This is a genomic window from Mesorhizobium sp. M0030 (assembly GCF_040323695.1).
Lineage (GTDB): Bacteria > Pseudomonadota > Alphaproteobacteria > Rhizobiales > Rhizobiaceae > Mesorhizobium.
Window position 1 is genome coordinate 35,668 of record NZ_JAMYVE010000022.1, and the last position, 25,890, is coordinate 61,557.

The 25,890-nt window shown below is 64.1% G+C and carries 22 protein-coding genes; 11 read left to right on the plus strand and 11 right to left on the minus strand.

The features are described from left to right. Positions 1–30: 30 nt before the first annotated feature. Entirely contained in the window at positions 31–702 is a 672-nt protein-coding gene (locus NKJ80_RS29455; RefSeq protein WP_081726163.1) for a class I SAM-dependent methyltransferase, read from the plus strand. Here NKJ80_RS29455 and NKJ80_RS29460 read toward each other — a convergent pair. The 4 genes from NKJ80_RS29460 to NKJ80_RS29475 all read right to left on the minus strand — a co-directional run bounded on the left by NKJ80_RS29460 (position 680) and on the right by NKJ80_RS29475 (position 5,315). Then, on the minus strand, positions 680–1,828 hold the full coding sequence (locus NKJ80_RS29460) for a glycosyltransferase family protein (protein ID WP_352498842.1): 1,149 nt from the start codon (positions 1,826–1,828) through the stop codon (positions 680–682). The genes NKJ80_RS29455 and NKJ80_RS29460 overlap by 23 nt on opposite strands. Then, the gene (locus NKJ80_RS29465; protein WP_352498843.1) at positions 1,825–3,069 is read right to left on the minus strand and encodes a glycosyltransferase; all 1,245 of its coding nucleotides are present in this window, start codon (positions 3,067–3,069) and stop codon (positions 1,825–1,827) included. The genes NKJ80_RS29460 and NKJ80_RS29465 overlap by 4 nt, the downstream gene beginning before the upstream one ends. A gap of 1 nt (position 3,070) precedes the next feature. Then, entirely contained in the window at positions 3,071–4,285 is a 1,215-nt protein-coding gene (locus NKJ80_RS29470) for a glycosyltransferase family protein (protein WP_023752843.1), read from the minus strand. Between the two features lie 589 nt (positions 4,286–4,874). After that, entirely contained in the window at positions 4,875–5,315 is a 441-nt protein-coding gene (locus NKJ80_RS29475; protein ID WP_023685065.1) for an Lrp/AsnC family transcriptional regulator, read from the minus strand. Positions 5,316–5,461: 146 nt separating this feature from the next. On the opposite strand from NKJ80_RS29475, the gene rocF reads away from it, so the two are divergent. Both rocF and ocd read left to right on the plus strand, forming a co-directional pair. Continuing rightward, positions 5,462–6,397 (plus strand): arginase, encoded by a 936-nt coding sequence (rocF, locus tag NKJ80_RS29480; protein ID WP_023816116.1) that lies wholly within the window; start codon positions 5,462–5,464, stop codon positions 6,395–6,397. After that, the gene (gene ocd, locus NKJ80_RS29485) at positions 6,394–7,455 is read left to right on the plus strand and encodes an ornithine cyclodeaminase (protein WP_023692901.1); all 1,062 of its coding nucleotides are present in this window, start codon (positions 6,394–6,396) and stop codon (positions 7,453–7,455) included. Before rocF ends, ocd begins: the two co-directional genes overlap by 4 nt. Before the next feature lie 6 nt (positions 7,456–7,461). Here the strand turns inward: ocd and NKJ80_RS29490 are convergent, their stop codons facing one another. Then, complete coding sequence (locus NKJ80_RS29490) at positions 7,462–8,463, minus strand: LacI family DNA-binding transcriptional regulator (RefSeq protein WP_023687616.1); 1,002 nt, start codon at positions 8,461–8,463, stop codon at positions 7,462–7,464. A gap of 224 nt (positions 8,464–8,687) precedes the next feature. On the opposite strand from NKJ80_RS29490, the gene NKJ80_RS29495 reads away from it, so the two are divergent. Then, positions 8,688–9,359: a winged helix-turn-helix domain-containing protein gene (locus NKJ80_RS29495; protein ID WP_023827407.1), complete on the plus strand. Its 672-nt coding sequence runs from the start codon at positions 8,688–8,690 to the stop codon at positions 9,357–9,359. A gap of 56 nt (positions 9,360–9,415) precedes the next feature. Further along, positions 9,416–10,804, plus strand: coding sequence for a HAMP domain-containing sensor histidine kinase (locus NKJ80_RS29500; RefSeq protein WP_023692904.1), 1,389 nt, complete (start codon positions 9,416–9,418; stop codon positions 10,802–10,804). A gap of 191 nt (positions 10,805–10,995) precedes the next feature. Here NKJ80_RS29500 and NKJ80_RS29505 read toward each other — a convergent pair whose 3' ends face one another. Continuing rightward, positions 10,996–11,865: a helix-turn-helix domain-containing protein gene (locus NKJ80_RS29505; RefSeq protein WP_023672161.1), complete on the minus strand. Its 870-nt coding sequence runs from the start codon at positions 11,863–11,865 to the stop codon at positions 10,996–10,998. 106 nt (positions 11,866–11,971) lie between these two features. Between NKJ80_RS29505 and NKJ80_RS29510 the strand changes: the two genes are divergently transcribed. The 5 genes from NKJ80_RS29510 to NKJ80_RS29530 all read left to right on the plus strand — a co-directional run bounded on the left by NKJ80_RS29510 (position 11,972) and on the right by NKJ80_RS29530 (position 18,310). Next, entirely contained in the window at positions 11,972–13,240 is a 1,269-nt protein-coding gene (locus NKJ80_RS29510) for an ABC transporter substrate-binding protein (RefSeq protein ID WP_023726709.1), read from the plus strand. Between the two features lie 203 nt (positions 13,241–13,443). Beyond that, positions 13,444–14,304 carry a carbohydrate ABC transporter permease gene (locus tag NKJ80_RS29515; protein ID WP_023672163.1) on the plus strand — a complete coding sequence of 287 codons (861 nt, stop codon included), beginning with the start codon at positions 13,444–13,446 and terminating at the stop codon, positions 14,302–14,304. A gap of 13 nt (positions 14,305–14,317) precedes the next feature. Further along, positions 14,318–15,154 (plus strand): carbohydrate ABC transporter permease, encoded by an 837-nt coding sequence (locus NKJ80_RS29520; protein WP_023672164.1) that lies wholly within the window; start codon positions 14,318–14,320, stop codon positions 15,152–15,154. A gap of 13 nt (positions 15,155–15,167) precedes the next feature. Continuing rightward, complete coding sequence (locus NKJ80_RS29525; protein WP_023715719.1) at positions 15,168–16,247, plus strand: ABC transporter ATP-binding protein; 1,080 nt, start codon at positions 15,168–15,170, stop codon at positions 16,245–16,247. Positions 16,248–16,276: 29 nt separating this feature from the next. Beyond that, positions 16,277–18,310: an aldo/keto reductase gene (locus NKJ80_RS29530; protein WP_023698108.1), complete on the plus strand. Its 2,034-nt coding sequence runs from the start codon at positions 16,277–16,279 to the stop codon at positions 18,308–18,310. A 90-nt stretch (positions 18,311–18,400) separates the two neighbouring features. On the opposite strand, the gene NKJ80_RS29535 is transcribed toward NKJ80_RS29530, so the two are convergent. After that, positions 18,401–18,829 carry an Lrp/AsnC family transcriptional regulator gene (locus tag NKJ80_RS29535; protein ID WP_352498847.1) on the minus strand — a complete coding sequence of 143 codons (429 nt, stop codon included), beginning with the start codon at positions 18,827–18,829 and terminating at the stop codon, positions 18,401–18,403. Positions 18,830–18,979: 150 nt separating this feature from the next. Here NKJ80_RS29535 and NKJ80_RS29540 point away from each other — a divergent pair, with 150 nt between their 5' ends. Beyond that, a complete protein-coding gene (locus NKJ80_RS29540; protein ID WP_352498844.1) occupies positions 18,980–20,083 on the plus strand; it encodes a saccharopine dehydrogenase family protein in 1,104 nt (367 codons plus the stop codon). Between the two features lie 159 nt (positions 20,084–20,242). On the opposite strand, the gene lpdA is transcribed toward NKJ80_RS29540, so the two are convergent. The 4 genes from lpdA to NKJ80_RS29560 all read right to left on the minus strand — a co-directional run bounded on the left by lpdA (position 20,243) and on the right by NKJ80_RS29560 (position 25,515). Next, positions 20,243–21,631, minus strand: coding sequence for a dihydrolipoyl dehydrogenase (gene lpdA, locus NKJ80_RS29545; RefSeq protein WP_352498845.1), 1,389 nt, complete (start codon positions 21,629–21,631; stop codon positions 20,243–20,245). Between the two features lie 232 nt (positions 21,632–21,863). Next, a complete protein-coding gene (locus NKJ80_RS29550; protein WP_352498846.1) occupies positions 21,864–23,264 on the minus strand; it encodes a dihydrolipoamide acetyltransferase family protein in 1,401 nt (466 codons plus the stop codon). Between the two features lie 2 nt (positions 23,265–23,266). Next, positions 23,267–24,280 carry an alpha-ketoacid dehydrogenase subunit beta gene (locus NKJ80_RS29555; protein WP_023672171.1) on the minus strand — a complete coding sequence of 338 codons (1,014 nt, stop codon included), beginning with the start codon at positions 24,278–24,280 and terminating at the stop codon, positions 23,267–23,269. Positions 24,281–24,282: 2 nt separating this feature from the next. Beyond that, a complete protein-coding gene (locus NKJ80_RS29560) occupies positions 24,283–25,515 on the minus strand; it encodes a 3-methyl-2-oxobutanoate dehydrogenase (2-methylpropanoyl-transferring) subunit alpha (protein ID WP_023706775.1) in 1,233 nt (410 codons plus the stop codon). Between the last annotated feature and the right edge of the window lie 375 nt (positions 25,516–25,890).

Below are 25,890 nucleotides of genomic sequence, written 5' to 3' on the forward strand. Positions count from 1 at the left end.
CCGGAAATCCCAACATAGAAGACGAATATGATGGATGTCACGCAACCACGCAATGCCGGCATGGGTGGGCATGAGCAAGCCCTGGACCTCACGCGGGGAATTGCCGCCTATGTCGACCACCCTCTCGTGGCCGGGCTGGCGCGCGTCATCGCCAAGCATCCGCAGGCCGATATCGCCAATGCCTTCAACCACAAGCAGGTCGCCTGCAAGATGTGGGCGCTCGACAGGCTGTTCGAAAGCTGCGGCGGCCGGTTCGAGCGCATATGGGTTCTGGGTGGATGGTACGGCGTATTGCCGGCGATGCTTTTCAATGACGCCCGCTTCGACATCGGGGCGATCGACAGCATCGACATCGATCCCGAAGTCGGCGCGGTCGCCCGGACACTCAACCGGCAAGCCGGCGAGCGGTTTCAAGCGCTGACGGCAGATATGTACACACTCGACTATGCCGCCGGCGGGCCTGACCTGGTGGTCAATACGAGCTGCGAACACATAGCCGATCTCAGCGCCTGGCTTGCCCTGCTTCCGCGGGGTACGAACGTGCTGCTGCAGTCGAACGATTATTTCAGCGAGCCGACGCACATCAACTGCGTGGCGTCACTTGCAGCCTTCGAAGCCATGGCGGCGCTGCGGCAGATCAGGTTCTCCGGCGAATTGCCGACAAAAAATTATACACGCTTCATGCTGATCGGAGCTGTTTGAAGCGCTCGCACAGGATTTGCGCCGAGCGCCGCGCCCCTTCCAGATCGAGACGATGCGCGGCTGGCGGCGGTCCGGCAAGCGCCTGCTCGATCGCATGCGCCAGACCTTCAGGCGTCAGGTCCTGTTCCGTCAGCACCGTTGCAAGACCGAGCTCTTCGAGCATCAGAGCGCGACGCGTCTGCTCGGTTTCCCCGCCGGCTGCAAATGGAACGAGCAGCGAGCGACACCCCGCGCGCATGACATCGCAGACCGTGTTGTAACCCGCCTGCGAGACCGACAGGCGGGCGCCGGTCAGCAGGCTGGCGAAATCCTCGCGGAACCGGAAGATGGACAGGCGTGGGGAGGCATCGCGTGAAATCGCGTCAAACTCGTCCTTCGGCAGGTTTGGGCCGGTGATCAAACACCATGTCCAGGCGTTATCGGCATTTCGCGCCGCCGCGACGGTGGATCTGACAAGGCTCTTTCCGGCCGCCCCGCCGCCAACCGACACCAGAACGTCGAAGCGCTCTGAGGCCGCTTGCGCCGGCGGCGCGGCAACGAGCCCGGTGTAGGCGACCTCGGCCCTGATCGCCCCAGCCAGCGGAAATGTCTTGTCGATGGTTGCGAAAGCCGGATCGCCATGGACCATGACAAGATCGAAATGCCTGTTGACGAGATCGACCGTTTCTTCGTTTCGGCTCGGCTTCACGCGCTCCTGAAGGATGTCGCGGACGGACGCCGCCAGCAGCGGTCTGGGCGATGTCGCTTCGATGGCCTCGATCAGCGGCAGGAGTTCGAAACGCATCTGCCGGCGTCCAAAGGGAAACGCCTCGATAATGACGATGTCGGGCCTGTAGTCCCGGAAAGCCTGCAGCAGCATCTCTGAGCGCCGCCTCTTGAAATCATCGTCGATGGCTTTGCCCTGCAGGTCGACAAGTCCGGAAAATCCTTCGTCACCGGAGGTGACAGGCGGCAGGGTCACGGATTTTACACCCGATCCCGGAAATCCCGCGATCGGCGCTCCGCCGGTCACGACGGTGACGTCGAACCCGTCATCGACCAGAGCCGCCGCAATGCGGCTGGCGCGCGCGAGATGGCCGATGCCGAGCAGGTGCTGAACATAGAAGAAAGCGCGCAGCCGCTTCATTCGGCGACCCGCCACTCCCGCTCGAACAGTTCCTTGAGCTGTCCAATGCCTGCCACATGGTCGAAATTGCTTCGCACGCGCCGCTCCGCGGCGTCGCCGAGGCGGGCGCGCAGGACGGGATCGCGGATCAGGCGCTCCAGCGCCTGTGCCAGGGCAGTCGGGTTTTCCGAGGGAATCAGCAGCCCGGTTTCATCCGACGATAAAAGCTCCGGCACGCCGGAAATATCGGTCGACACGCAGGCAAGGCGCTGGCTGGCCGCCTCCACCAGAACATTCGGCAGGCCGTCCCTGTCGCCATCCGCGGTGATCCTACAGGCCAAAGCGAAGATGTCGGCGCTGCGGTAGTGCTCAAGCACCTCCTCCTGCGCCAGCGCGCCTTTCCAGGAGACGCGACCCTCCAGTCCGAGCCTTTGCGCCAGCGCCTTCAGCCGTTTTAGTTCCTCGCCGCCACCGATATGCTCGAAACACCACGCCAGATCGCCAGGCAAGAGGGCAAGAGCCTCGAGCAACGTATCGTAGCCTTTCTTTTCAACGGCGCGTCCGACGCTCAGGATGATGACAGGTTCGGCCGGCGCCGAGCCGTCACGCTGTTTTCGCGCCTGGCCGAAACTGCCGAAGCGGTCAAGGTCGAGCCCATGATAGCTCAGATGCACGGACGAACTGCCGTTGGCGAGTTTTTTCAGATGGTCGAAGCCGGTTTTCGTGCACGTGACCGTCCAGCGCGCCGAGGAAAGCTTGCCGGCCAGATCCCAGTCCGCCGAGGTCCAGATGTCCTTGGCATGGGCTGAGCAGCTCCAGGGCAACCCACGAAGCTGGCTGGCATAGCGCGTCACAGATGCCGGCGTGTGCGCGAAATGGGCATGCAGCCAGCCCGCGTCTTGCGGCCATTCGGCCGCCAGCACCAGCGCTTGCCCGAAGCGGCGCGCGCGATTGCGGGTAAAGTCGCGGCGGATATCGGCAGCCAGCGATTTGAGCGCGCGCCAGAAGCCAGGCCGCGGCAGACAGGCAAACAGCGATCGAACCACGCGCAGCGGCTCTCTGTGCAGATATTCCGGTAGATAGTGGACGGGGGCCTTGATCTCATCATGCACGGGATGACGTTTTGCGTCGGTCGGCCGCCTGAGCGCGAAAAGTATCAGGTCGAACCCCGCACGCTCGAGACCGAGCAATTCCTGCGCGATGAAGGTTTCCGACAGCCGCGGATAGCCCTTCAGAACCACGACGATCTTGCGGTGTTGCAACTCAGTTCATGCCTTCAATGACCGAAAGGTGATGGCCGGCCCGGCGGTCGAGCAGTTCCGCGACGATTTCGGAAATATGAGGCAGCCCTTCCAGCGTCAGATGCGCATTGCTCTGCGATGGGCGGGGCCGGCCCGGCAAAACCTGCAGCGCATCGGCAAACCGTTGGGCATCCTCGGCCTCCTCGGGCAAAAGCATCTCGATGAGGCCGAGTTCGGCTGCGCGCCGTGCCCGGATCAGCTGTTCCTCGCGCGGCGTGACGCGCGGCACGATCAGCGCCGGCTTGTCGAAAGACAGTATCTCGCAATAGGTGTTGTAACCGCCCATCGCCACCACCGCCTTGGCGCCGGCAATCAGCTCTTCCATGCGGTTGTCGAATTCGATGATCTTGACATAGGGGATCTTGGCCCCTTTCCTGACCAGCTTGTTGCGCTTGCGCGCCGGCATGTAAGGCCCAAGCACGATCAGCGCCCTGTGCTGCAATCGCGGATCCTGCTGATAGGCCTCGATGACGTTGTGGATCAGGTCGGCGCCGTCACCACCGCCACCGGTGGTAACCAGGATATAGTCGCCCTCGGGCCGGTGGCCGGGCAATTGGTTCTGCTGCAGGCTCCGTTGCAGGAAACCGACGAACTTCATCTTTGCCCTGACCGCCGGCGGCACGTCCAGGCCGGTCAACGGATCGTAGAAATCCGGCGGGCCATAGACCCAGACCTTGTCGTAGAACAGGCCAATCTTGCGCATCACATCCCTGCGTGCCCACTCCGCTTCGAGCAAATGCGGCGCGTCCATCACCTCGCGCAGGCCAAGCACGAGCGTGGTGCCCCGCGTCTTGAGGTAGGACAGCGTATCCTCGATCTCTCCGCGCAGCCCCAGCGGTTCCTTGTCAACGATGAAGATATCCGGCCGGAAGCTCTCGGCTGTGTGGCGAATAATCGACTGCCGCATCCTGAGCGTCTCATGCAGATCGATGTCCTTTTCCAGCGAGGTGTATTCGCCGTTGCGCAACTTGATGACGCTGGGGATCTTCACGAAGTCGACGCGGGCGCGGTAGTCGAAGGCGCCGGCGATGGTGGCGCCCGAAATGATTAGCACCTGAAGTCCGCGGAAATCCCCGACCAGCGAATGAGCGATCGTTCGGCAACGCTGCAAATGGCCGAGCCCGAACGTGTCGTGGCTGTACATGAGAATTCGTGCGTCTTTTGCGTGCTGTGTCATTGTGAACGTCTTTTAGAATTCTCGCCGGACCGTGGGCAACCCCGCAGGCTTCGAAACCATTCTCACGGGTCTATCGACCTGTTTTGAAACATGGGGGCGAGAGGTACGCAACGGCATTCTTCACCAGGTCACGAATGCCAGGGGCGCTGATTGTGGCGCCATGCCTTGTCTTCGCCGACGATAGACGGCCCGAGCACAAATCTCTGTCATGAGGCTTGACCCCGTGGAATTAAATGCCCTGCGGCCTGAGGCAGGCAAAGCGCACATTGCGAAAAATCAAGGGCGACCAAGGCGAAACGAGGCTGCCGCACATTGTGAGGAGAACCCGCACCTTGGGAAAATGCTTCATAATCCATCGAAACACAACGGCCGCCAGAGCCGCACGTTGCGGCCTTTTATCCTGCCATCAGCCTTGGCCTGTGGCAAGCGTCCGGTCCTTGCACCGTTGAAGCTGGTGCAATCTCGCGTCATGCCGGCTTCCTCCGTCATGTGGAGGATAGCTGCGGCCCCAATGAGATTCGTCAGCCAGGCGACCCATTCGCCAGATCCGTCACAAAGCTTTGCGTGAACACGCCGGCCGGAAGGACGGCTACGCCAACCTTGCCCTTGTCGTCCTCGGCGTTGCCAGCAGCAGACTTGTCTCGCTGCCGGTTATCCCCGGGATGAGCCGTATCCGCCTAAGCACCGCGTCGAAATCGGTGAGCGACGCCGTTCCGAGTTCGACCACCAGGTCCCAGCGGCCATTGGTGGTGTGAATGGTCGAAACCTCGGCGAGGCCGCCGAGCGCCCGGACCACGCGGTCGGCGGCATGGCCCTCGATCTCGATCATCATCACGCCGCGTATCCGCTGGTCGACCGCGTCGGCGCGCAGCACCACCGTGTAGCCGATGATCTCGCCCGTTTTTTCCAGCCGCTCCATGCGCGCCCTGACCGTGGCGCGCGACACCCCGAGATCGACCGCGAGATCGGAGATGCTGCGCCGGGCATCATGCCTGAGCAGCGTGACCAGCCTTTCGTCGAGCAAGTCCATGATTCTATCCACTTTGACCAAACTGACTTATCGAATTGATAAATCATTCTTCTCGAAATGCCAATTTCGCCTGTTCATACTGCCGGGCCGGGATGGTTCATTCCACGCATCAACCGCCCAATCAATTTACAAGGACAACAAGAACCATGCGCTGCAGGATCGTTGGCGCGCCGGTGCAGGACGGCGCCGGCAGGATGGGATGCGAGATGGGGCCGAGCGCGCTGCGAACGGCCGGGCTTGTCTCGGTGCTCTCGGAACTCGGCCATGACGTCGAGGACTGGGGCGCGGTGCAACCGGCCGCCGTGCGCGCAATCGTCCACGGCAATCTCGCGCTGAAGGCCCTGCCGGAGATTTCCGCCTGGACGGCGGCAATTGCCGAGACCGCCTATGCGGCTTCGCGAGACGCCATGCCGATCTTCCTTGGCGGCGACCACGCGATATCGGCCGGCACGGTGTCGGGCATAGCCCGCCGCGCCGCCGAACGCGGCCGGCCGCTCTTCGTGCTGTGGCTCGACGCACATCCCGATTTCCACACGCTCGATACCACCGTCAGCGGCAATCTGCACGGCGTGCCGCTCGCCTATGCCAGCGGCCGGCCGGGCTTCAACGGTTATTTCCCGGACCTGCCTGTCGCCGTCGACCCTGCCCACATCTGCGTCATGGGCCTGCGCAGCGTCGATCCGGCGGAGCGCCGGGCGCTGAGCGAAGCGGGGGTTACCGTGCACGACATGCGCACCATTGACGAGCACGGCGTTGCACCTTTGCTGCGCGCCTTCCTGGCCATCGTCGAAAAGGAAAACGGCCTGCTGCATGTCAGCCTCGACGTCGACTTCCTCGACCCCTCCATCGCGCCGGCCGTCGGCACCACCGTGCCCGGCGGCGCCACCTTCCGCGAGGCGCATCTGGTGATGGAGATGCTGTCCGACAGCGGCCTGGTCTCCAGCCTCGATCTGGTCGAGCTCAACCCGTTCCTCGACGAGCGCGGCCGCACCGCCACGCTGATTGTCGACCTCGCCGCCAGCCTGATGGGCCGGCGCATCATGGACCGCCCGACCCGCAGCCATTCGGGAAGCATTGCATGACCCAGCCTTCCCGCCTTGCCATCGTCCCCTTCGTCAGCGTCGACCGCATGATGAAGCTGGTGCTGACCATCGGCGTCGAGCGGTTCCTCACCGAACTCGCCGCCTATATCGAGGAGGATTTTCGCCGCTGGGAGCTGTTCGACAAGACGCCGCGCATCGCCTCGCACAGCCATGACGGCGTCATCGAACTGATGCCGACCAGCGACGGCCGGCTATACGGCTTCAAGTATGTCAACGGCCATCCCAAGAACATGCGCGAGGGGCGCCAGACCGTCACCGCCTTCGGCGTGCTCGCCGATGTCGGCTCCGGCTATCCGATGCTGCTCACCGAAATGACGATCCTGACGGCGCTGCGCACCGCGGCGACCTCCGCTGTCGCGGCCAAATATCTGGCGCCGAAAGGCGCGCGCTCGATGGCCATCATCGGCAATGGCGCCCAGTCCGAATTCCAGGCTGTCGCCTTCAAAGCGCTGCTCGGCATCGACCGGCTGCGGCTCTACGACATTGACCGCTCGGCTTCGGAAAAATGCGCCCGCAACCTCGCCGGCAAAGGCTTTGACATCACCATCTGCGCCACCGGCCAGGATGCTGTGGAAGGAGTCGACATCATCACCACGGTGACCGCCGACAAGCTGTCCGCCACCATTCTGACCGACAACATGGTCGGTTCCGGCGTGCACATCAACGCGGTCGGCGGCGACTGCCCCGGCAAGACGGAACTGCACCGCGACATCCTTTTGCGCTCCGACATCTTCGTCGAGTTCTCGCCGCAGACGCGCATCGAGGGCGAAATCCAGCAGCTCCACGCCGACCATCCGGTGACCGAGTTGTGGCAGGTGATGACCGGCAAGGCGGAAGGCCGCAAGACGGCGGAACAGATCACCTTGTTCGATTCCGTCGGCTTCGCCACCGAGGATTTTTCCGCACTGCGCTATATCAGAGACCAGCTTCAGGCCACCGGCCTCTACGAGGAGCTCGACCTGCTCGCCGATCCCGACGAGCCGCGCGACCTCTTCGGCATGCTGCTCAGGGCAGCGCTGCAGCCGGCAGCCGCCTGAGGGGCTTCAGCCGCGCAACGGCGCGCAGCTCTCCCGTTCGACGAGCACCGGGGTGAGCACTTCGCGGCGCGAATGCGCCGCCGGCTCGGCAACCCGCTCGAGCAGCAGGCTGACCGCCCGCGTGCCGATCTTCTCGACCGGCTGTGCGATCGTCGTCAGTGGCGGCCAGGTGGTGACGGCATAGGGTATGTCGTCGAAGCCGATCATCGACATGTCGCCGGGGACCCGCAATCCGCGCCCGCGCAGCACTGTCAGCGCGCCCATGGCCATCAGATCGTTGCAGGCAAACAGCGCCGTGATCCCCGGCGCCTGCGCCATCAGCCGCTCCATCGCCGTGCGGCCGCCGGCGAAGTGGTAGTCGGAATCCACCACCGAGGCCGGCGGCAGGTCGAGGCCGGCTTCCTGCAGCGCCCTGGCGAAGCCGCGCAGGCGGGCCGGGCTGGAGCTGGAATCGCGCGGGCCGCCGATGACGCCGATCTTCTCGTGGCCGAGCCCGGCCAGATAGCGGCCGGCGAGATAGCCGCCATGATCGTGATCGACCAGCACCGAATCGACATTGACCGAATGGATCTCGCGGTCGAGCAGCACCGCCGGGACGCCGGGCAGAAGGCTGGAGAACACCCGCGCATGATCCGACGAGCCGGCGAAGATCAGCCCGTCGATCTGCTTGGCCATCAGCACCTGGAGGTAGCGCTCCTCCTTCTCGGCGCTGCCGTCGGAGTTGCACAGGATCACAGTATAGCCGGCAAGGAAGCCGGCATCCTCGATCTGGCGCGCCACGCCGGCGAAGAACGGGTTGGAATTGTCCGGCAGCAGCAGGCCGATGGTCTTGGTCTCGCCGCGCCTCAGGCTGCGCGCCAGCGTGTTCGGGCTGTAGCGCAAGGCGGCGATGGCCGAATGCACGCGCTCGGCCGTCTCAGGCTCGACATGGCGCGTGCGGTTCATCACATGCGAGACGGTTGCGACCGACACTCCGGCATGGCGCGCGACATCGGCAATCGTCGTCATTTCTTGTCCCCTGACTCGATTAGCCTAATGATTGCGTAACCGGATGTGTCGCACGCTAGAGCGCAGCTTTCGAGTGTCAATGTCCCTTTGAGCAACCTGCTGAGCGGAGCGATCTGCCGCCAAGAAAAAGCCGCAAGGCTGGGTGCTTGGTGGTCGACCTGTTGTCGCAACCGGATAAGGTTCGAGAGCCGGGAACTGCTCAATCGCCAACGATCGGAACAACGATGCGACTTCTCCTTGTCGAGGACGACCCACGCACCGCCGACTATGTCGTCAAGGGCCTTGGCGAGGCAGGCCATATCTGCGACCTCAGGCGCGATGGCCGCGACGCGCTGTTTGCCGCGACACGCGACGCCTATGACGTGATCGTCGTCGACCGCATGCTGCCCGGCCTCGACGGCCTGTCGATGATCAAGGCGGTGCGGGCGGCGGGCGTGCGCACGCCGGCGATCTTTCTGACCTCGGTCGGCGGCGTCGACGACAGGGTTGAAGGGCTCGAGGCCGGCGGCGACGACTATCTCGTCAAGCCATTCGCCTTTTCCGAACTGCTCGCCCGCATCAACGCGCTCGGCCGTCGCCCTGCGGTGCAGGAGCTGAAGACGACGCTGCGCATCGCAGACCTCGAAATGGACCTGATCCAGCGCCGCGTCACCAGGCAGGGCCAGGCGATCGACCTGCAGCCGCGCGAATTCAGCCTGCTCGAAGTGCTGATGCGCGGCGAGGGCCGCGTCATCACCCGCACCATGCTTCTGGAACGGGTCTGGGATTTTCACTTCGACCCCAAGACCAGCGTCGTCGAAACCCATATCAGCCGGCTGCGCGCCAAGATCGACAGGCCGTTCGAAACCGCGTTGATCCACACCGTGCGCAACACTGGCTACAGTGTTCACGACTGAGGCGCGGCATGACAGAAACTTGCCATGACTGAAGCTTGCCATGACTGAAACGAACTATGACTGAGACAGGCTCTCGCCTGCTGCGCAGCACGCCGTTTCGGCTGGCCCTGACCTTCGCCTTGCTGTTCGTGCTCGCCTTCATCCTGTCAGGCGCCATCGTCTACCAGCTGATGAGCGCGGATCTTGCCGAGCAGCTCGACCAGTCGGTCAAGGAGACCTATTCGGTCGTGGCGGTGACCTATGCCGGAAACGACCGGGAGGATCTGGTTTCGGCAGTCGACAGCCACGCCGCGCTCAGCCCGAGCAAGGAACAGCTGTTCTCGCTCACCGATCCCGCCGGCAATCGCCTGGCCGGGAATTTCACCGCCGCCGACCTTCCCGATGGCTTTTCGGATTTTGCCGCTTCCCTGCCAGGCGTTGCGCCGGACACTATGTACCGCGCCTGGACCGGTTCGGTCGGGCCCAACAGCCTGACAATCGCCTTCTCGCTCTCCGAAACCGAGGAGCTGGAACGCATCGTTTTGATGAGCTTCGGCTGGGCCACCCTGATCATTTCAGGGCTGGCGGTGGCTGGCGGCGCCTTGCTGGCGTCGCGTGTGCAGCGTCGCCTCGACGGCATTGCCACCACCATGGACGATGTCTCCAACGGCCGGCTCGACGCCCGCATTCCACTGCTCGGCAATGGCGACGACATTGACGGCGTCTCGCGCCAGGTCAACGCCGCGCTGGAGCGGCTGGCGGCGCTGGTGGACGGCATGCGCCAGGTCAGCGCCGACATCGCGCATGATCTGAAGACGCCGCTCAACCGGCTGCAGATGATTTTGGAAGCTGCGGCCGACAGGACCGCGCGGGGTGAGGCCGTTGCCGATGAGCTGGCGGAGGCACGTGGGGAAAGCCTGCAGATCAACGATACTTTCGATGCGCTGTTGCGTATTGCCCAGATCGAGGCCGGCGCCCGCAAGTCGCGCTTTGTCGATCTCGACCTCACCGGCGTCATCGATGCCATTGCCGAAATCTACGCCGGTGTCGCCGAGGATGACGGCAAGTCGCTGTCGGCCACGATCGTCCACGGCACCCCATGCCTGGTCCACGGCGACCGCGACCTGCTGACGCAATTGTTTGCCAATCTGGTTGAGAACGCGCTGCGGCATTGCCCCGATGGCACGGCAATCCTTCTATCGGTGCGGCGGCAAGGCGACCGCATTCTGGCTGAGGTCGCCGACAATGGCCCCGGCATCCCGGCGCAGGAGCGCGAAAAAGTGTTCCAGCGGCTCTACCGGCTGGACTCCAGCCGCACCACGCCCGGCAGCGGCCTGGGCCTCAGCCTTGTGCGGGCCATCGCCGACCTGCATGGTGCAACGATTGCGCTGGAGGATCGCCGGCCTGGGCTGGCGGTAATTGTCGGGTTTCCTCGGGCGGAGGGCACCGGTCCCGGCTTGAAATGACAACGCCAGAGCCAGGTCGACCCCACTCCGTCGAGCGAAGCAGCGACGGAGTGGGGGAAGGCGCTCATGAAACGCCAAGTCGCTGACAACTTTCTCCAAGTTGATGATCGCATCCGACAAAGGCGGTCGCGATTAGCCTTGCACATGTTCCACCCGGAACGGCTGCGGGTTGATCAAGATGATCGTTGAACCTATCGGCCCACCGCACCCCGGCGAAAATCCGAGGGCGACATCCCTGCCAGCTTGCGGAAGGATTTGTTGAAGGCGCTGAGCGAGCCGAAGCCTGAATCCATGGCGACGCGCAGCACATTGGCGTCTTCATGCATCAGCAGCGCCTGCGCGTAGCTCAGCCGCAGCAGATTCATATATTCGTTGAGCGTCATGCCGGTCGATTTCTTGAAAATGCTCATGGCGTATTTGGGATGGATGTCGGCCGCCGCCGCGATGTCGACGCAGTCTATGTCGTAGAGGAAATTCTCGGCGATGAAGTCGCACATGCGACCGACATTGCGCAGCGATTGCTGGTCGAACGGGCCGCCGGGTTCCTGGCCGATGGCGGTTTCCGGCACCAGCCGGTAGGGCTCGAAGCGCACCCGCTCCAACCGCAGCAGCAGCTCGTTCACGGCGTGCTCGGTTATCGCCGCATCGCCCGAGCGGAAATAGCGGTTCCAGCGCTCGAAATTGTGATGGTCGGCCTGGTCGGTCGCCGATGTCACCAGCGTGGCGCCGGTCATCAGCCTGTGGCGGACATCCGTCGGCAGATGCAGGCGGAAGAAATGCACCAGCGGCAGATGCGCGCCGGCATAGATGGCGTCGTCGGAGAGATCGTCCATCTGGTGCGGCAGCCCGCCCCAGAACAGGCACATGTCGCCGGCCGACAGCGAGATCTCGTGCTCGTTCATGCGGTAATGCACGCTGCCGCGGACGATGAAATTGACCTCGACCTGGGCATGCCAGTGCGGCTTCAGCATCACCAGCGGATGGTTGTGAAACATCTGCAAAGCCATCGGCAGGCCTTCGACGCTGCTGGCGCCAGGCTGGTAAAACGGCCGTTCCGGCATCTTACTTTCCGCCCATCTTTTATTCCCGTTGTCAGGGACAAGCCTTCCGCGCCGCCTAGTCTAGCCATGCTCGCGAAGAGAGAGCAAATGAAATGGGAGGATTTCAATGCGCACGACACTGATCTGTGCCGCGCTGGCGCTTGGCCTGGGCTCAGCCCCGGCTTTGGCGCAGTCCGGCGAAATTACGATCTGGAGCTGGAATATCGCCGCTTCGTCGCTGAAGGCTACGGTGGCCGGCTTCAACAAACAGTATCCCGACGTCAAGGTCACCGTTCAGGATCTCGGCAACCAGCCGACCTATGACAAGTCGATCGCCGGCTGTGCGGCCGGCGGCGTCGGCCTGCCCGATATCGTCTCGATCGAAAACGGCGAGGCCGAGAACTACTGGAGCCAGTTCCCCGATTGCTTCGTCGATTTGCACACGCTGGGCTACACCGCCGACGACCAGAAGAAATTCCCGGACTTCAAGCGCACCGAACTGGAGGTCGGCGACAAGGCCTATGCCATGCCGTGGGATTCCGGCCCGGTAGCCGCCTTCTACCGCCGCGACTTCTACGAGAAGGCCGGCGTCGATCCGGCCTCGATCAAGACCTGGGACGATTTCATCGCCGCCGGCAAGAAGGTCCAGGCCGCCAATCCCGGCGTCACCATGACCAATGCCGATTTCAACGGCGACACCGAATTCTTCCGCATGATTTCCAACGAACAGGGCTGCGGCTATTTCGCCGCCGATGGGCAGTCGATCACCGTCAACCAGCCGAAATGCGTCGACACGCTGGCCAAGATCAAGGACATGAAGGACGCCGGCATCATCTCGTCGGCCGACTGGGGCACCAAGATCACCAACAACACCGCCGGCACCGTCGCCACCCAGGTCTATGGCGGCTGGTATGAGGGCACCATCCGCACCGAATCCGCCGGCGAAAACGGCAAATGGGGTGTCTATCTGATGCCGAGCCTGACCGCCGACGGCCCGCGCGCCGCCAATCTCGGAGGCTCGTCGCTCGCCATCACCTCAGCCTCGAAGAACAAGGAGGCCGCCTACGCCTATCTGAAATACACGCTCGAGACCAATGAAGGCCAGATCACCATGCTCAGGGATTTCGGCCTGGTGCCGTCACTGATCTCGGCCCTCGACGACCCCTACGTCTCGCAGGGCCTGCCCTATTGGGGCGGCCAGGCAGTGTGGAAGGACATTCTCGCCACGCTGCCCAAGGTGGTGCCGAGCCGCGGCACGCCGTTCCAGAGCGACGCCGAAATCATCATGCGCGCCGTGCAGACCAAATATCTCGGCGGCGGCTATCCCGATGCCAAGGCCGCCCTCGACGACGCCGCCAGCCAGATCGCTTCGGCGACGGGACTGCCGATCAAGTGACCAAGGCGGTGATGCTGGCGGGCCAGATATAGGGCAATTTGCCGGACTGTTGGCGCTGCCCCTCACCTGCCTGCCGGCATCCTCTCCCCGTATAGTGGCGGGGAAAGGGACGCTCTCGCCCAACAGTTCGCCAATTGCCGGCGGCGTCCGCCGGCTAACAACACGCCGGATATCAACCGGGAAAGAGGAAGGAGGAGGAAACCATGCGCTACCAGAACGCCACGGCCTATCGCTTCCTTACGCCCTACCTTCTGATCTTTGCCATCTTCTGGGTGTGGCCGATCATCTCCTCGTTCATGATTTCCTTCCAGGCGACGCGCACGGTGCCCTGGCGCTTTGCGCCGACGTTCAACTGGGGCCGCCTGATCGGCGACCCCGCTTTCTTCAACGCGCTGAAGAACACGCTGCTCATCCTCGTCATCCAGGTGCCGGTGATGATCTCGCTGGCGATCATCATGGCGGTGCTGCTGAACTCGCCGCTGCTGAAAGCACGTGGCCTCTACCGCTTTGCCTTCTTCGCTCCGGTGGTGGTCGGCGAGGTCGCCTATTCCGCCGTGTTCCGGCTGATGTTCAACCTGGATTTCGGCATCATCAACAAGCTCCTCGCCGGCGTCGGCCTGGCCAAGATCGACTGGTTCTCCAACGTCACACCGGCCATGGCGCTGATCATGATCGCGGTAACCTGGCGCTGGGCCGGCTACAACGCCATCATCCTGCTCGCCGGCCTGCAGTCGATCCCCGAGGACGTCTATGAAGCAGCGACGCTCGACCGCGTCAGCAAGCTCAAGCAGTTCTTCTACATAACGCTGCCGCTGCTCAAGCCGGTCATCGTGTTTTGCGCCGTGCTGTCGATCATCGGCACGATGCAGCTGTTCACCGAGCCGTTCCTGATCACGGAGCGCGGCGGCCCCGGCGGCGGCACCGAGACGCTTGGCCTGCTGCTCTACCGCCAGGGTTTTCGCTCGCTCAATTTCGGCTACGCCTCGGCCGTCGCCTACACCATGGCGGGGCTGGCAATCGCCATCACGCTGGTGCAGCTGTGGCTGACACGAGAGCCGAAATGAGAGGGGAGCCGAAATGAGTTCGCTGTCGCAACGCCGGCTCGGCCGCAGCGTCCTGCTGCATCTGGTCCTGACACCGCTGGCGGTGATCTGGCTGTTTCCGCTGTGGATGATGGTGGTGTTTTCGACCATGCCCGACAACGGCATTTTCAGCCCCGGCATCGAGCTTCTGCCGCACGGCAATTTCGTCGACAATTTCAACAACCTGCAGCGCGACACCAATTTCGTCGGCGCTATCGGCATTTCGGTGGCGGTGGCGGTGACCTACACCTTCTTCTCGGTGCTGCTGACCTCGATGGCCGGCTGGGCGCTCGCCCGCTATCAGTTCTTCGGCAAGGGCGCGGTGGTGGCGATCATCCTCGGCACCATCACGCTGCCCTATGCGGTGGTGCTGATCCCGCAATTCATCATGGTGGCGCGCGACTTCCAGCTCGCCAACACCTGGATTGCGCTGATCGTGCCACCCTTGTTCAATTCGCTGGGCGTGCTGTTCATGCGCCAGGCTTTCTCGATGATGCCGGCCGACCTTTTCGACGCGGCACGTGTCGAGGGCGTCAAGGAATGGCGTATCTTCCTGTTCGTCGCTTTGCCGCTGGCGCGGCCGATGCTGGCGGCGCTCGCCATCATCCTGTTCCTCGCCTCGTGGAACAATTATCTCTGGCCGCTTTTGATCAACAGCCAGCCCGGCGCGATGACGGCCCCTGTGGCGCTCGGCACGCTGATCGGCCTGACCAAGGTCTCATGGGGCGGCATCATGGCCGGCGCCGTCATGCTGACCGTACCGATGCTGGTCGTCTTCGTGCTGCTGCAGCGCCATTTCATCGCCGGCATCGCCGCCGGTGCCGTCAAGTAGGGACAACAGCGATATGGCGGCAGTCACCCTCACCAATGTCGTAAAACGCTTCGGTGTCTATGAGATCATCCATGGCGCCAACATCGATATCGCCGATGGCGAGTTCGTCGTCTTTGTCGGCCCGTCGGGTTGTGGAAAATCGACGCTGCTCAGGATGATCGCCGGGCTGGAGGATATCAGCGGCGGCGAGATCGCCATTGGCGGCAAGGTGATGAACGATGTCGAGCCGGCCGAGCGCGGCATCGCCATGGTGTTCCAGTCCTACGCGCTCTACCCGCACATGAGCGTGGAGCAGAATCTGAGCTTTGGCCTCAGGATGACCGGCAACCCCAAGGAGGACACCGAGCGGCGGGTGAAGCGGGCCTCCGAAATCCTGCGCATCACAGAGTTGATGGCGCGGCGGCCGAGGCAATTGTCCGGCGGCCAGCGCCAGCGCGTTGCCATCGGCCGCGCCATCGTGCGCGAACCGCAAGTCTTCCTGTTCGACGAGCCGTTGAGCAATCTCGACGCCGAGCTGCGCGTCCAGATGCGGGTCGAGATCTCGCGCCTGCACAAGGAGCTCGGTACGACGATGATCTATGTCACCCACGACCAGACCGAAGCGATGACGCTGGCCGACCGGATCGTCGTGCTGCGCGGTGGCCATGTCGAGCAGATCGGCCGGCCGCTCGATCTCTACCACAATCCCGACAACCAGTTCGTCGCCGGCTTTGTAGGCTCGCCGAAGATGAATTTCATCAAGGGCCGCGTCGTCGGGCGCAACACGAGCAGCGTCACCGTCGAGCTGGCGGGCGAGGAAAAGACCCGCATTATGCAACCGTTGACCGGCGCCGTGCCAGAAACAGGAGCCAAGGTCATTGTCGGCGTGCGGCCCGAACATTTCGGCAATGGCGGCGAAGGCGAAGCCGACCTCACCGTCGGCATCGACGTGGTCGAGCATCTCGGCGGCACCAGCTTCATCTATGCCAGGACCGCCCATGGCGAAGACCTGGTGATCCAGCGCGACGCGGCAAAGGTCCCCGACACCCAGGAGATCACCGTGTCCATCCGCAAATCCTATCTGTTCGATGAAGACGGCCAGCGGCTGCGCTGAGCGCTTCCAGCCTTGCAAGGAGAATGATCATGACTGCAACCGCGCCCCTCCGCTGGGGGATACTTGGGCCCGGCGACATCGCCAAAGCGTTCGCCCGCGGCGTGGCAGGCTCGCGCACCGGCACGATCGTGGCGCTCGGCGCCCGCAATCCCGGCAAGGCAGGCCTGGCCGAGACGTTTCCCGGCGCCCGCATCCTCGACGGTTACGACGCGCTGCTCGCCGACCCCGAGGTCGACGCCGTCTATATCGCCATCCCGCATCCCGGCCATGCCGAATGGGGAATCAAGGCGGCGGAAGCCGGCAAGCATGTGCTGTGCGAAAAGCCGCTGGCGCTGACCGCCTTCGAGGCCGACGCCATGATCCATGCCGCGCGCAAGGCCGGCACCTTCCTCGGCGAAGCCTTCATGTACCGCCTGCACCCGCAGACGGCGAAGCTGGTCGAGGTGATCCAGTCGGGCGTCATTGGCGATGTCAGGCTGATCAAGTCGAGCTTCGGCTTCGCCATGCCGGGCTTCATGCCCGAGCACCGGCTCTACGCCAACGATCTCGCCGGTGGCGGCATTCTCGACGTCGGCGGCTATCCCGTCTCCATGGTGCGGCTGATCGCGGGCGCTGCCACAGGCAAACCCTTCGCCGAGCCGGACAAGGTTGTCGGCACCGCCCATCTCGGCAAGTCCGGCGTCGACGAATGGGCCTCGGCGCTGCTGCATTTTCCCGGTGGAATCGTTGCCGAGGTATCCTGCAGCATCTCGCTCAAACAGGACAATGTCCTGCGCATCCTCGGCACCAAGGGCCGCATCGAGGTGCCGGATTTCTGGTTCGCCGGCGGCGGCAACCGCGATGGCGGCCCTGGCCGGATCGATGTAATTCTCGCCGACGACACGCGCGAGACCATCAGCCTCAACGAAACCCGCCATCTCTATTCCTTTGAGGTCGACGCCGCCGGCGAGGCGATCCTGGCCGGCAAACAGGAATTCGCCTGGCCGGGCATGGGCTGGGCCGACAGTCTCGGCACGCTGCGTGTGCTCGACAAATGGCGCGCTGCCGTAGGGCTCGAATATGAAATCGAAAAGCCGGCTAAGCGAACCAACACCCTTTCGGGCCGCCCGCTGCGCACCGGCGGCACCGCCATCGGCAAGCGCAAGATTCCGGGCCTGTCGAAGCCGGCCTCCGTGGTGGCGCTCGGCTTCGAGGATTTCCGCACCTTCTCGTCGGGCGCAATCCTGCTCGACGCCTTCTTCGAGGCCGGCGGCAATCTGTTCGACACCGGCTATGTCTACGGCGCCGGCTACACCGAAACGCTGCTTGGCCAGTGGCTCAGGAATCGCGGCGTGCGCGAGCAGTCGGTGATCATCGCCAAGGGCGCGCACTCGCCGCTCTGTTATCCCGATGTCATCGGCAAGCAGCTCGCCCAGTCGTTGGACCGGCTGCAGACCGACCATGTCGACCTCTATTTCATGCACCGCGACAACCCCGATGTGCCGGTCGGCGAATTCGTCGATGCGATGGACGCCGAGGTCAAGGCCGGCCGCATCCGTGGCCCGTTCGGCGGCTCGAACTGGACGATGGCGCGCATGGACGAGGCGATTGCCTATGCCGAGCGCACCGGCAAGCAGAAGCCCGGCGTGCTCTCCAACAATTTCTCGCTGGCCGAGATGCTGGAGCCGATCTGGGCCGGCTGCATCACCTCGTCCACCGACGACTGGAAATCCTGGCTGACGAAAAGGCAGATGCCCAACTTCGCCTGGTCGAGCCAGGGCCGCGGCTTCTTCACCGACCGCGCCGGCCGCGACAAGCAGGACAATGAGGAGCTGGTGCGGGTCTGGTATTCCGAGAAAAATTTCGGCCGCCGCGACCGCGCCATCGAGCTGGCGCAGCGCCTGGGCAAAAGTCCGATCCACATCGCGCTCGCCTATGTGCTGGCGCAGCCTTTTCCGTCGGTGCCGTTGATCGGCCCGCGCACGCTGGACGAGTTGGAGGACAGTTTGAAGGCGCTGGATATCAAGCTGTCGGCGGAGGATGTGGCGTGGCTGGATAGCGGGCCGGAAAGGCGGCGGGCTTAGGGAGCAAGCTCAGATTTGGAGGTTGGCGAAAGCCAAGGCGAAGGCTGATCTCCCCCCTTGCGGGGGAGATTAGCGGCTCATGCGTTCCACCTACCGATCGATCCGTGTCGACAAAATAATCGACGACGACGTCCGCTCGACCCCGTCCATCGCCCCGATCTCGTCCAGCAACGCATCCAGATCCCTGATCGACGGCGCGTCGACGATGACGATCATGTCGAAATTGCCGCTCACCGAGTGCAGCGTCCGTACCGGCGGCAGCGCCTGCAGCGCCCGCACCACCTTGTCGGCGAGCTTGGGCGTGACGGTGAGCAGCACATGCGCCCGCACAAGCCCCTGCTCGTAGTCCGGCGCCATCCGCACGCCATAGCCGGTGATGATGCCGCGCTGTTCCAGCCGCTCGATCCGGCACTGCACCGTCGTGCGCGAAACGCCGAGCTGGCGCGCCAGCTCAGTGGTCGACGCGCGGGCATTGGCGCGCAGCAGGGAAAGCAGTTTTTGTTCGGCGTCACTGAGCATTTCGACGAACCTCGTCGGCGTATCGTTCAATTGCAGGGTTCATTTCGAACGATCCCACGCTTCCTTTCGACAGGCAAGCTGCGATTCTTGAAGGCATCGCGTCCACCGCGCGGCGGTCTGGGCCAAAGAGTTTTCACGAGGGGCAAGGTCATGAAGAAAATCATCGTCGTCGGCGCCGGCAAGATCGGCTCCACCATTGCAGGCATGCTCGCCGACAGCGGCGACTACCACGTCACCGTTATCGACCGCGCGGCGGCGCAGCTTGCCGCGGCCGAACTTCCCGCCGGCGTCGAGGGGCTGGAGCTCGATATCGCAGCGCCGGGCGCACTCGAGGCCGCCCTTGCCGGCGCCTTCGCCGTGCTGAGCGCCGCCCCCTTCCATTTGACCACGCGCATCGCCGAAGCGGCCGCCGCCACCGGCGTGCACTATCTCGATTTGACCGAGGATGTCGTCTCGACCCGCCGCGTCAAGGAGCTGGCCAAGTCGGGCAACAGCGCCTTCATTCCGCAATGCGGCCTGGCGCCGGGCTTCATCTCGATCGTCGCCAACGATCTCGCCAGCCGCTTCGACACGCTGGAAAGCGTTCGCATGCGCGTCGGCGCGCTGCCGCAATACCCGTCCAATGCGCTGAACTACAATCTGACCTGGAGCACCGACGGCGTCATCAACGAATATTGCGAACCCTGCGAGGCGATCGTCGAGGGCGAGCTGATCGAGGTGCCGCCGCTGGAGGAGCGCGAAGAGTTCTCGCTCGACGGCGTCACCTATGAGGCCTTCAACACCTCCGGCGGTCTCGGCACGCTGGCCGAGACGCTGAAGGGCAAGGTGCGCACGCTGAACTACCGCACCATCCGCTATCCCGGCCACGCGGCGATCATGAAGGCGCTGCTCAACGATCTCGGCCTGCGCCACCGCCGCGACGTGCTGAAGGACATCTTCGAGAGCGCCCTGCCGGCAACGCTGCAGGACGTGGTCATCGTCTTCGTCACCGTCTCGGGCCGCCGCAATGGCCGCCTGCTGCAGGAAACCTACGCCAACAAGATCTATTCGCAGCGCATCGGCAGCCAGGTGCGCAGCGCAATCCAGATCACCACCGCCTCCGGCATCTGCGCCGTGCTCGACATGCTGGCCGACGGCACCTTGCCGGCGACCGGTTTCGTCAAGCAGGAAGACATCGCGCTGGATGCGTTTCTCGCCAATCGTTTTGGGCGCGCTTATGCGCAGCACGAGATGGTGAGCCGGCTGGCGAGCTGAGCTACTTCACCCTCCCCCTTGTGGGGAGGGTCGGCGCGCAATCGGAGCGAAGCGGAGATGGCGAGACGGGGTGGGGGTGAGCGCCGACGGTCGGCGAGGACCCCCACCCTGCTCCGCTCCGCGATCGACCCTCCCCACAAGGGGGAGGGTAAGCGCACTTCAAATATGCAGCGCGTGGCCCAGCGCCTTCAGCGCCGCTTCCTGGAAGCCTTCGCCTTGCGTCGGATGCGCATGGATGGTCCCGGCGATATCCTCCAGCCGCGCGCCCATTTCCAGCGCCAGGCCGAACGCCGCCGCCAGTTCCGACACGCCTTGCCCGACCGCCTGGATGCCCAGCACCAGATGGTTGTCCGCGCGGGCGACAACACGAACAAACCCGTCCTCGCCGAGTTTCGTCATCGCCCGGCCGTTGGCGGCGAAGGGGAACTGGCCGATCTTGATTTCGCCTGAAGCCTTCGCCTCCTCCGGCGTTAGCCCTGCCGTCACCAGCTCCGGATCGGTGAAGCAGACGGCCGGGATCGAGCGCTTGTCCCAGCTGCGCTTGTGGCCGGCGACGATCTCGGCCACCATTTCGCCTTGCGCCATCGCCCGGTGCGCCAGCATCGGCTCGCCGGTGACGTCGCCAATGGCATAGATGCCGCGCATCGAGGTGCGGCACTGGTCGTCGATCTTGATGAACTTGCCGGCCATGTCGAGATCGATCTGATCGAGGCCCCAGCCCTCCGTCACCGGCTTGCGGCCGACCGTGACCAGGATCTTGTCTGCCGCGATTTTGGTGCTCTTGCCGTCCGCGGTCTCGACCAGCAGCGCGTCGCCCTTGACCCCCTTGGCCTTGGCGCCAAGCATCACCTCGACGCCGAGCTGGGCCAGCCGTTTCACCACCGGCCGGGTCAGTTCCGCATCATACTGCGCCAGCACGCGCGGCAGCGCCTCGACCACGGTCACCGCGGCGCCCATTTTGGCGAACGCCATGCCGAGTTCCAGCCCGATATAGCCGCCGCCGACCACGGCGAGCTTTTTCGGCACCTCGCCGAGAGCCAGCGCTTCTGTGGATGAAATCACCGGGCCGCCGAACGGCAGGAACGGCAGTTCCACCGTCGCCGAGCCGGTGGCGATCACAACCGTTTCGGCGCGGATGATCTGGGTGCCGGTCTCGGTCTCGACCGCGACGGTCTTGCCGTCGCGGAACGTCGCCCAGCCATAGACGGTCTTGACCTTGGCCTTCTTCAGTAGCCCGGCAACGCCCCCGGTCAGCCGGCTAACAATGCCGTCCTTCCACGCAACCGTCTTGCCGAGATCGAGCACGGGCGCTGCTACCGAGATGCCGAGCGGACTGCTGCCGCCGGCCATATGCGCGACCTTCTCGAACTCTTCCGCCGCATGGATCATCGCCTTGGACGGGATGCAGCCGACATTGAGACAGGTGCCGCCCGGTTTGCCGGCTTCAACGATCACCGTATCGATGCCGAGCTGGCCGGCACGGATAGCGCAGACGTAGCCGCCGGGCCCGGCGCCGATGACCAGCAGCTTGCAGGAGATTTCTTTCATGGCGTGACCCTTTGATGCGAGGGAATGTTCCGTCGCGATCCTTCGCGCCCCCCTCTGTCCTGCCGGACATCTCCACGAGGGGGGAGATCAGCAGCTTCTTCGCTTCGCTCATTCCTGCAACGATGGAGATTGGCGAAACCCTGCGTGACGTCCAATCTCCCCCCTTGTGGGGGAGATGCCTGGTAAGGCAGAGGGAGGCGCTGTCCCGCCGTCATCTCGGTCGTTCCGCCCCTCAATCCACAAATATCAGCGCTGGCGTCTCAATCAGCGCCTTGATGCGCTGCACAAACACCGCCGCGTCCCAGCCGTCGACCACCCGGTGGTCGAAGCTCGACGACAGGTTCATCATCTTGCGCGGGATGAACTGGGTGCCGTCCCAGACCGGCCGCACCATCATCTTGTTGACGCCGACGATCGCCACCTCAGGATGATTGATGACCGGCGTCGTCGCCACGCCGCCCATGGCGCCGAGCGAGGTGATGGTGATGGTCGATCCCGACAGCTCGTCGCGGCTGGCCGTGCCGGACTTCGCCGCTTCGGCCAGGCGGTTGAGCTCGGCCGCGCAATCCCAGAGGTCGCGCGCCTCGGCGTGCTTGACCACCGGCACCACCAGGCCCGACGGCGTCTGCGCGGCAATGCCGATATGGACGCCGCCATGCTGATGGATGATGCCGGCCTCGTCGTCGAACAGCGCGTTGATGTTGGGCTGGTCGGCAATCGCCTTGACCATCGCCCGCATCAGGAACGGCAGCAGCGTCAGCTTCGGCCTCTCCACACCCTTGCGCTTTTCCTTGTTGAGCGCCGCGCGCAACTCCTCAAGTGCTGTGACGTCGATCTCCTCGACATAGGTGATGTGCGGGATGCGTGACTTCGCCAGCGACATTTTTTCGGCGATCTTGCGCCTGAGACCGATGACCTTGATATCCTCGACGCTGTCATTGCGCGCCAGACCCGACGCCTTCGCCACCTGCGGCCCGCGCGCGAGAAAGGCCTCGATATCTTCGTGGCTGATGCGGCCGGCAGGGCCGGTACCCGACACCTGGCGCAGATCGATCCCCGCCTCCTTCGCCCTGAGCCGGATGGCGGGCGACGCCAGGGGCTTTTCGCCCTCCGGGCGCGGCGCGCCGGAGGGTGCCGCACCTTTAGATGTCGGCGCAGTACCCCCGCCCCTGGCCCCTCCCCACAAGGGGGAGGGGGATTCAGTCTCAGCTGCCCGTGCGCTGTTGGCTGCTGGTGCAGGTGGTGGCGACTTGGCGTCGGATTTCGTGGCCGAAACGCCTCCCTCTTGTGGGGGTCCGGAGGACGGGCGAGACCCGTGGCTCGCCTCGGCAGGGGTGGGGGTGCTCTTGGCGCTGGCCTCGCCCGGCAGCGCATCCTTCACATTGCCTTCACCCGCCACCTTCAGCCGCACGATCGGCGAGCCGATCGCCACCGTGTCGCCGATCTCGGCGCCCAGCCACAGAATCTCGCCATCGACCGGCGAAGGTATTTCCACCGTCGCCTTGTCGGTCATCACGGCGGCAAGCACCGAGTCCTCGCGCACGAGGTCGCCGACCTTGACGTGCCACTCCACAAGTTCGGCCTCGGCGACGCCTTCACCGACATCCGGCAGCTTGATGATGTGTTCGCCCATCCCTAGGCTCCCATGGTTTCGAGAAGCGCGCGGCCGACACGGGCCGGCCCCGGGAAATAATCCCATTCCTGCGCATGCGGGTAGGGCGTGTCCCAACCGGTGACGCGCGCCACCGGCGCTTCCAGATGGTAGAAACAATTTTCCTGCACCAGCGCCGACAGCTCGGCGCCGAAGCCGGAGGTCAGTGTCGCCTCGTGCACGACGACGCAGCGTCCGGTCTTCTTCACCGAAGCGACTATCGCGTCGAGATCGAGCGGCAGCAGGGTCCGCAAATCGATGATCTCGGCATCGATGCCGGTTTCTTCCACGGCCGCCTGCGCGACATAGACCATGGTGCCGTAGGCGAGCACGGTGACGGCCGAGCCCGCCCGGCGGATCGCCGCCTTGCCGAGCGGCACCGTGTAATGGCCGTCGGCGACCTCGCCCAGTTCATGCTTCGACCATGGCGTCACCGGTCGGTCGTGATGGCCATCGAACGGTCCGTTATAGAGCCGCTTCGGCTCCAGAAAAATCACCGGATCGGGATCCTCGATCGCCGCGATCAGCAGCCCCTTGGCATCATGAGGATTGGACGGCACCACCGTCTTCAGCCCCGACACATGGGTGAACAGCGCTTCCGGGCTCTGGCTGTGCGTCTGGCCGCCAAAGATGCCGCCGCCGGTCGGCATGCGGACCACGATCGGACAGGTGAAATCGCCGTTCGAGCGGTAGCGCAGGCGTGCTGCTTCCTGCGTCAGCTGGTCGTAAGCCGGGTACATGTAGTCGGCAAACTGAATTTCCACGCATGGCTTCAGCCCATAGGCGGCCATGCCGATGGCGGAGCCGACAATGCCGGATTCGTTGATCGGCGCATCGAAGCAGCGGGTCTTGCCGTACTTCGCTTGCAGGCCTGCCGTGCAGCGGAAGACACCCCCGAAGAAGCCGACATCCTCGCCATAGACGATGACGCGTTCGTCGCGCGCCATCGACACGTCCATGGCGTCGCGGATCGCCTCGATCATGGTCCGTCTCGGCATGGTCAGACTCCCGCCTGCTGGCGCTGGCGCCTGAGATGCGGCGGCATCTCGGCAAACACGCCCTCGAACATCTCGCGCGTCGACGGCTTGCCGCCGGCATGCAGCGTGCCGTGGCCTTCAGCTTCCTTCTGCGCCGCGATCACCGTCTCGAGGATTTCCGCTTCGGCCTGGGCGTGACGCTCGTCCGACCAGACGCCGCGTTGGATCAGATGGTTCTTCAGCCGCATCACCGGATCGCCGAGCGGCCAGGCGTCGGATTCCGTCTTCGGCCGATAGGCCGACGGATCGTCCGAGCTCGAATGCGCGCCGGCACGGTAGGTGACATATTCGATCAGCGTCGGCCCGAGATTCTGCCGCGCCCGCTCCGCCGCCCATTTGGCCACGGCATGCACGGCGAGATAATCATTGCCGTCGACGCGCAGCGCCGGAATGCCGAAGCCGAGGCCGCGCGCGGCAAAGGTGCCGGAGCCGCCACGCGCAATGCCTTGAAACGTCGAGATCGCCCACTGGTTGTTGACGACGTTGAGGATGACCGGCGCCTTGTAGGTTGAGGCGAACACCAGTGCGGAATGGAAATCGGATTCGGCCGTCGAGCCGTCGCCGATCCACGCCGCCGCGATTTTCGAATCGTTGCTGATAGCGGAAGCCATCGCCCAGCCGACCGCCTGGATGTATTGCGTCGCCAGATTGCCGGAGATCGAGAAGAAGCCGTGCTCCTTCGACGAATACATGATCGGCAGCTGCCGCCCTTTGAGCGGATCGGCCTCGTTGGAATAGATCTGGTTCATCATCGTGACCATCGGATAGCCGTCGGCTATGAGCAGGCCGGCTTGCCGATAGGTCGGGAAATTCATGTCGCCCGGCATCAGCGCCTTGCGGAAAGCGCAGCTCACCGCCTCTTCGCCCAGATGCTGCATGTAGAACGAAGTCTTGCCCTGGCGCTGCGCCATCTGCATGCGCGCATCGAAGCTGCGCAGCGTCATCATGTGGCGCAACCCCTCGAGCAGCTCCTCGTCGGTGAGCAGCCCGGCCCACGGCCCGACCGCCTCACCGGTGCGGTTGAGCACGCGGATGATCGAAAACGCCATGTCGCGGATGGTGCGCGGATCGACATCGATGTCCGGTCGCGGCACCGAGCCCGCCTTGGGGATAGGCACGTTGGAGAAGTCGGGCGTTCCGCCCGGCCGCACTTCCGGCTCCGGCACATGAAACCGCAACATCCCAGCATCGGTCATGACCATGGTCCTCCCATTTGCTGCGGTGATATTTGCACATCCGCGCGCCCGGCACAGCGCCAATTCATGGGGCGCCGCAACCCATACGGCGTCACGGCCGGCAGGCGACCGCAAGATGCAGATATGTCGGCGAAATTTCTTGTCGATGTTGGGGAGCGGCGCGCAATTAGGCGCAAAGTTTTGCAGGATTTCCAGCAGATAGTCACTTCACGGCCTCCGGGAGAGATGAACGCATCAAGGTCGGCGAACTGGCGCTTTCCTCTCCCCCGTCGATCGGGGGAGAGGTGTGGGGGGCAACGAGGCGGGGGGGGGGGGGGGTGTTTTTAACAAAAACCCCCCCCCGAGACCCCGGGGGGTGGGGGGTTAGGGGGTGTG

Excerpts from the sequence above, each read along its gene's own strand:
- NKJ80_RS29540 (WP_352498844.1), top strand. The coding sequence starts at position 18,980 with ATGAAGAAAATCATCGTCGTCGGCGCCGGCAAGATCGGCTCCACCATT.
- NKJ80_RS29490 (WP_023687616.1), bottom strand. The coding sequence starts at position 8,463 with ATGACGACGATTGCCGATGTCGCGCGCCATGCCGGAGTGTCGGTCGCA.
- NKJ80_RS29530 (WP_023698108.1), top strand. The coding sequence starts at position 16,277 with ATGACTGCAACCGCGCCCCTCCGCTGGGGGATACTTGGGCCCGGCGAC.
- NKJ80_RS29525 (WP_023715719.1), top strand. The coding sequence starts at position 15,168 with ATGGCGGCAGTCACCCTCACCAATGTCGTAAAACGCTTCGGTGTCTAT.
- NKJ80_RS29520 (WP_023672164.1), top strand. The coding sequence starts at position 14,318 with ATGAGTTCGCTGTCGCAACGCCGGCTCGGCCGCAGCGTCCTGCTGCAT.
- NKJ80_RS29495 (WP_023827407.1), top strand. The coding sequence starts at position 8,688 with ATGCGACTTCTCCTTGTCGAGGACGACCCACGCACCGCCGACTATGTC.
- NKJ80_RS29470 (WP_023752843.1), bottom strand. The coding sequence starts at position 4,285 with ATGACACAGCACGCAAAAGACGCACGAATTCTCATGTACAGCCACGAC.
- NKJ80_RS29455 (WP_081726163.1), top strand. The coding sequence starts at position 31 with ATGGATGTCACGCAACCACGCAATGCCGGCATGGGTGGGCATGAGCAA.
- NKJ80_RS29500 (WP_023692904.1), top strand. The coding sequence starts at position 9,416 with ATGACTGAGACAGGCTCTCGCCTGCTGCGCAGCACGCCGTTTCGGCTG.
- NKJ80_RS29505 (WP_023672161.1), bottom strand. The coding sequence starts at position 11,865 with ATGCCGGAACGGCCGTTTTACCAGCCTGGCGCCAGCAGCGTCGAAGGC.
- NKJ80_RS29560 (WP_023706775.1), bottom strand. The coding sequence starts at position 25,515 with ATGACCGATGCTGGGATGTTGCGGTTTCATGTGCCGGAGCCGGAAGTG.
- NKJ80_RS29555 (WP_023672171.1), bottom strand. The coding sequence starts at position 24,280 with ATGCCGAGACGGACCATGATCGAGGCGATCCGCGACGCCATGGACGTG.
- NKJ80_RS29550 (WP_352498846.1), bottom strand. The coding sequence starts at position 23,264 with ATGGGCGAACACATCATCAAGCTGCCGGATGTCGGTGAAGGCGTCGCC.
- rocF (WP_023816116.1), top strand. The coding sequence starts at position 5,462 with ATGCGCTGCAGGATCGTTGGCGCGCCGGTGCAGGACGGCGCCGGCAGG.
- lpdA (WP_352498845.1), bottom strand. The coding sequence starts at position 21,631 with ATGAAAGAAATCTCCTGCAAGCTGCTGGTCATCGGCGCCGGGCCCGGC.
- NKJ80_RS29515 (WP_023672163.1), top strand. The coding sequence starts at position 13,444 with ATGCGCTACCAGAACGCCACGGCCTATCGCTTCCTTACGCCCTACCTT.
- NKJ80_RS29510 (WP_023726709.1), top strand. The coding sequence starts at position 11,972 with ATGCGCACGACACTGATCTGTGCCGCGCTGGCGCTTGGCCTGGGCTCA.
- ocd (WP_023692901.1), top strand. The coding sequence starts at position 6,394 with ATGACCCAGCCTTCCCGCCTTGCCATCGTCCCCTTCGTCAGCGTCGAC.
- NKJ80_RS29475 (WP_023685065.1), bottom strand. The coding sequence starts at position 5,315 with ATGGACTTGCTCGACGAAAGGCTGGTCACGCTGCTCAGGCATGATGCC.
- NKJ80_RS29460 (WP_352498842.1), bottom strand. The coding sequence starts at position 1,828 with ATGAAGCGGCTGCGCGCTTTCTTCTATGTTCAGCACCTGCTCGGCATC.
- NKJ80_RS29535 (WP_352498847.1), bottom strand. The coding sequence starts at position 18,829 with ATGCTCAGTGACGCCGAACAAAAACTGCTTTCCCTGCTGCGCGCCAAT.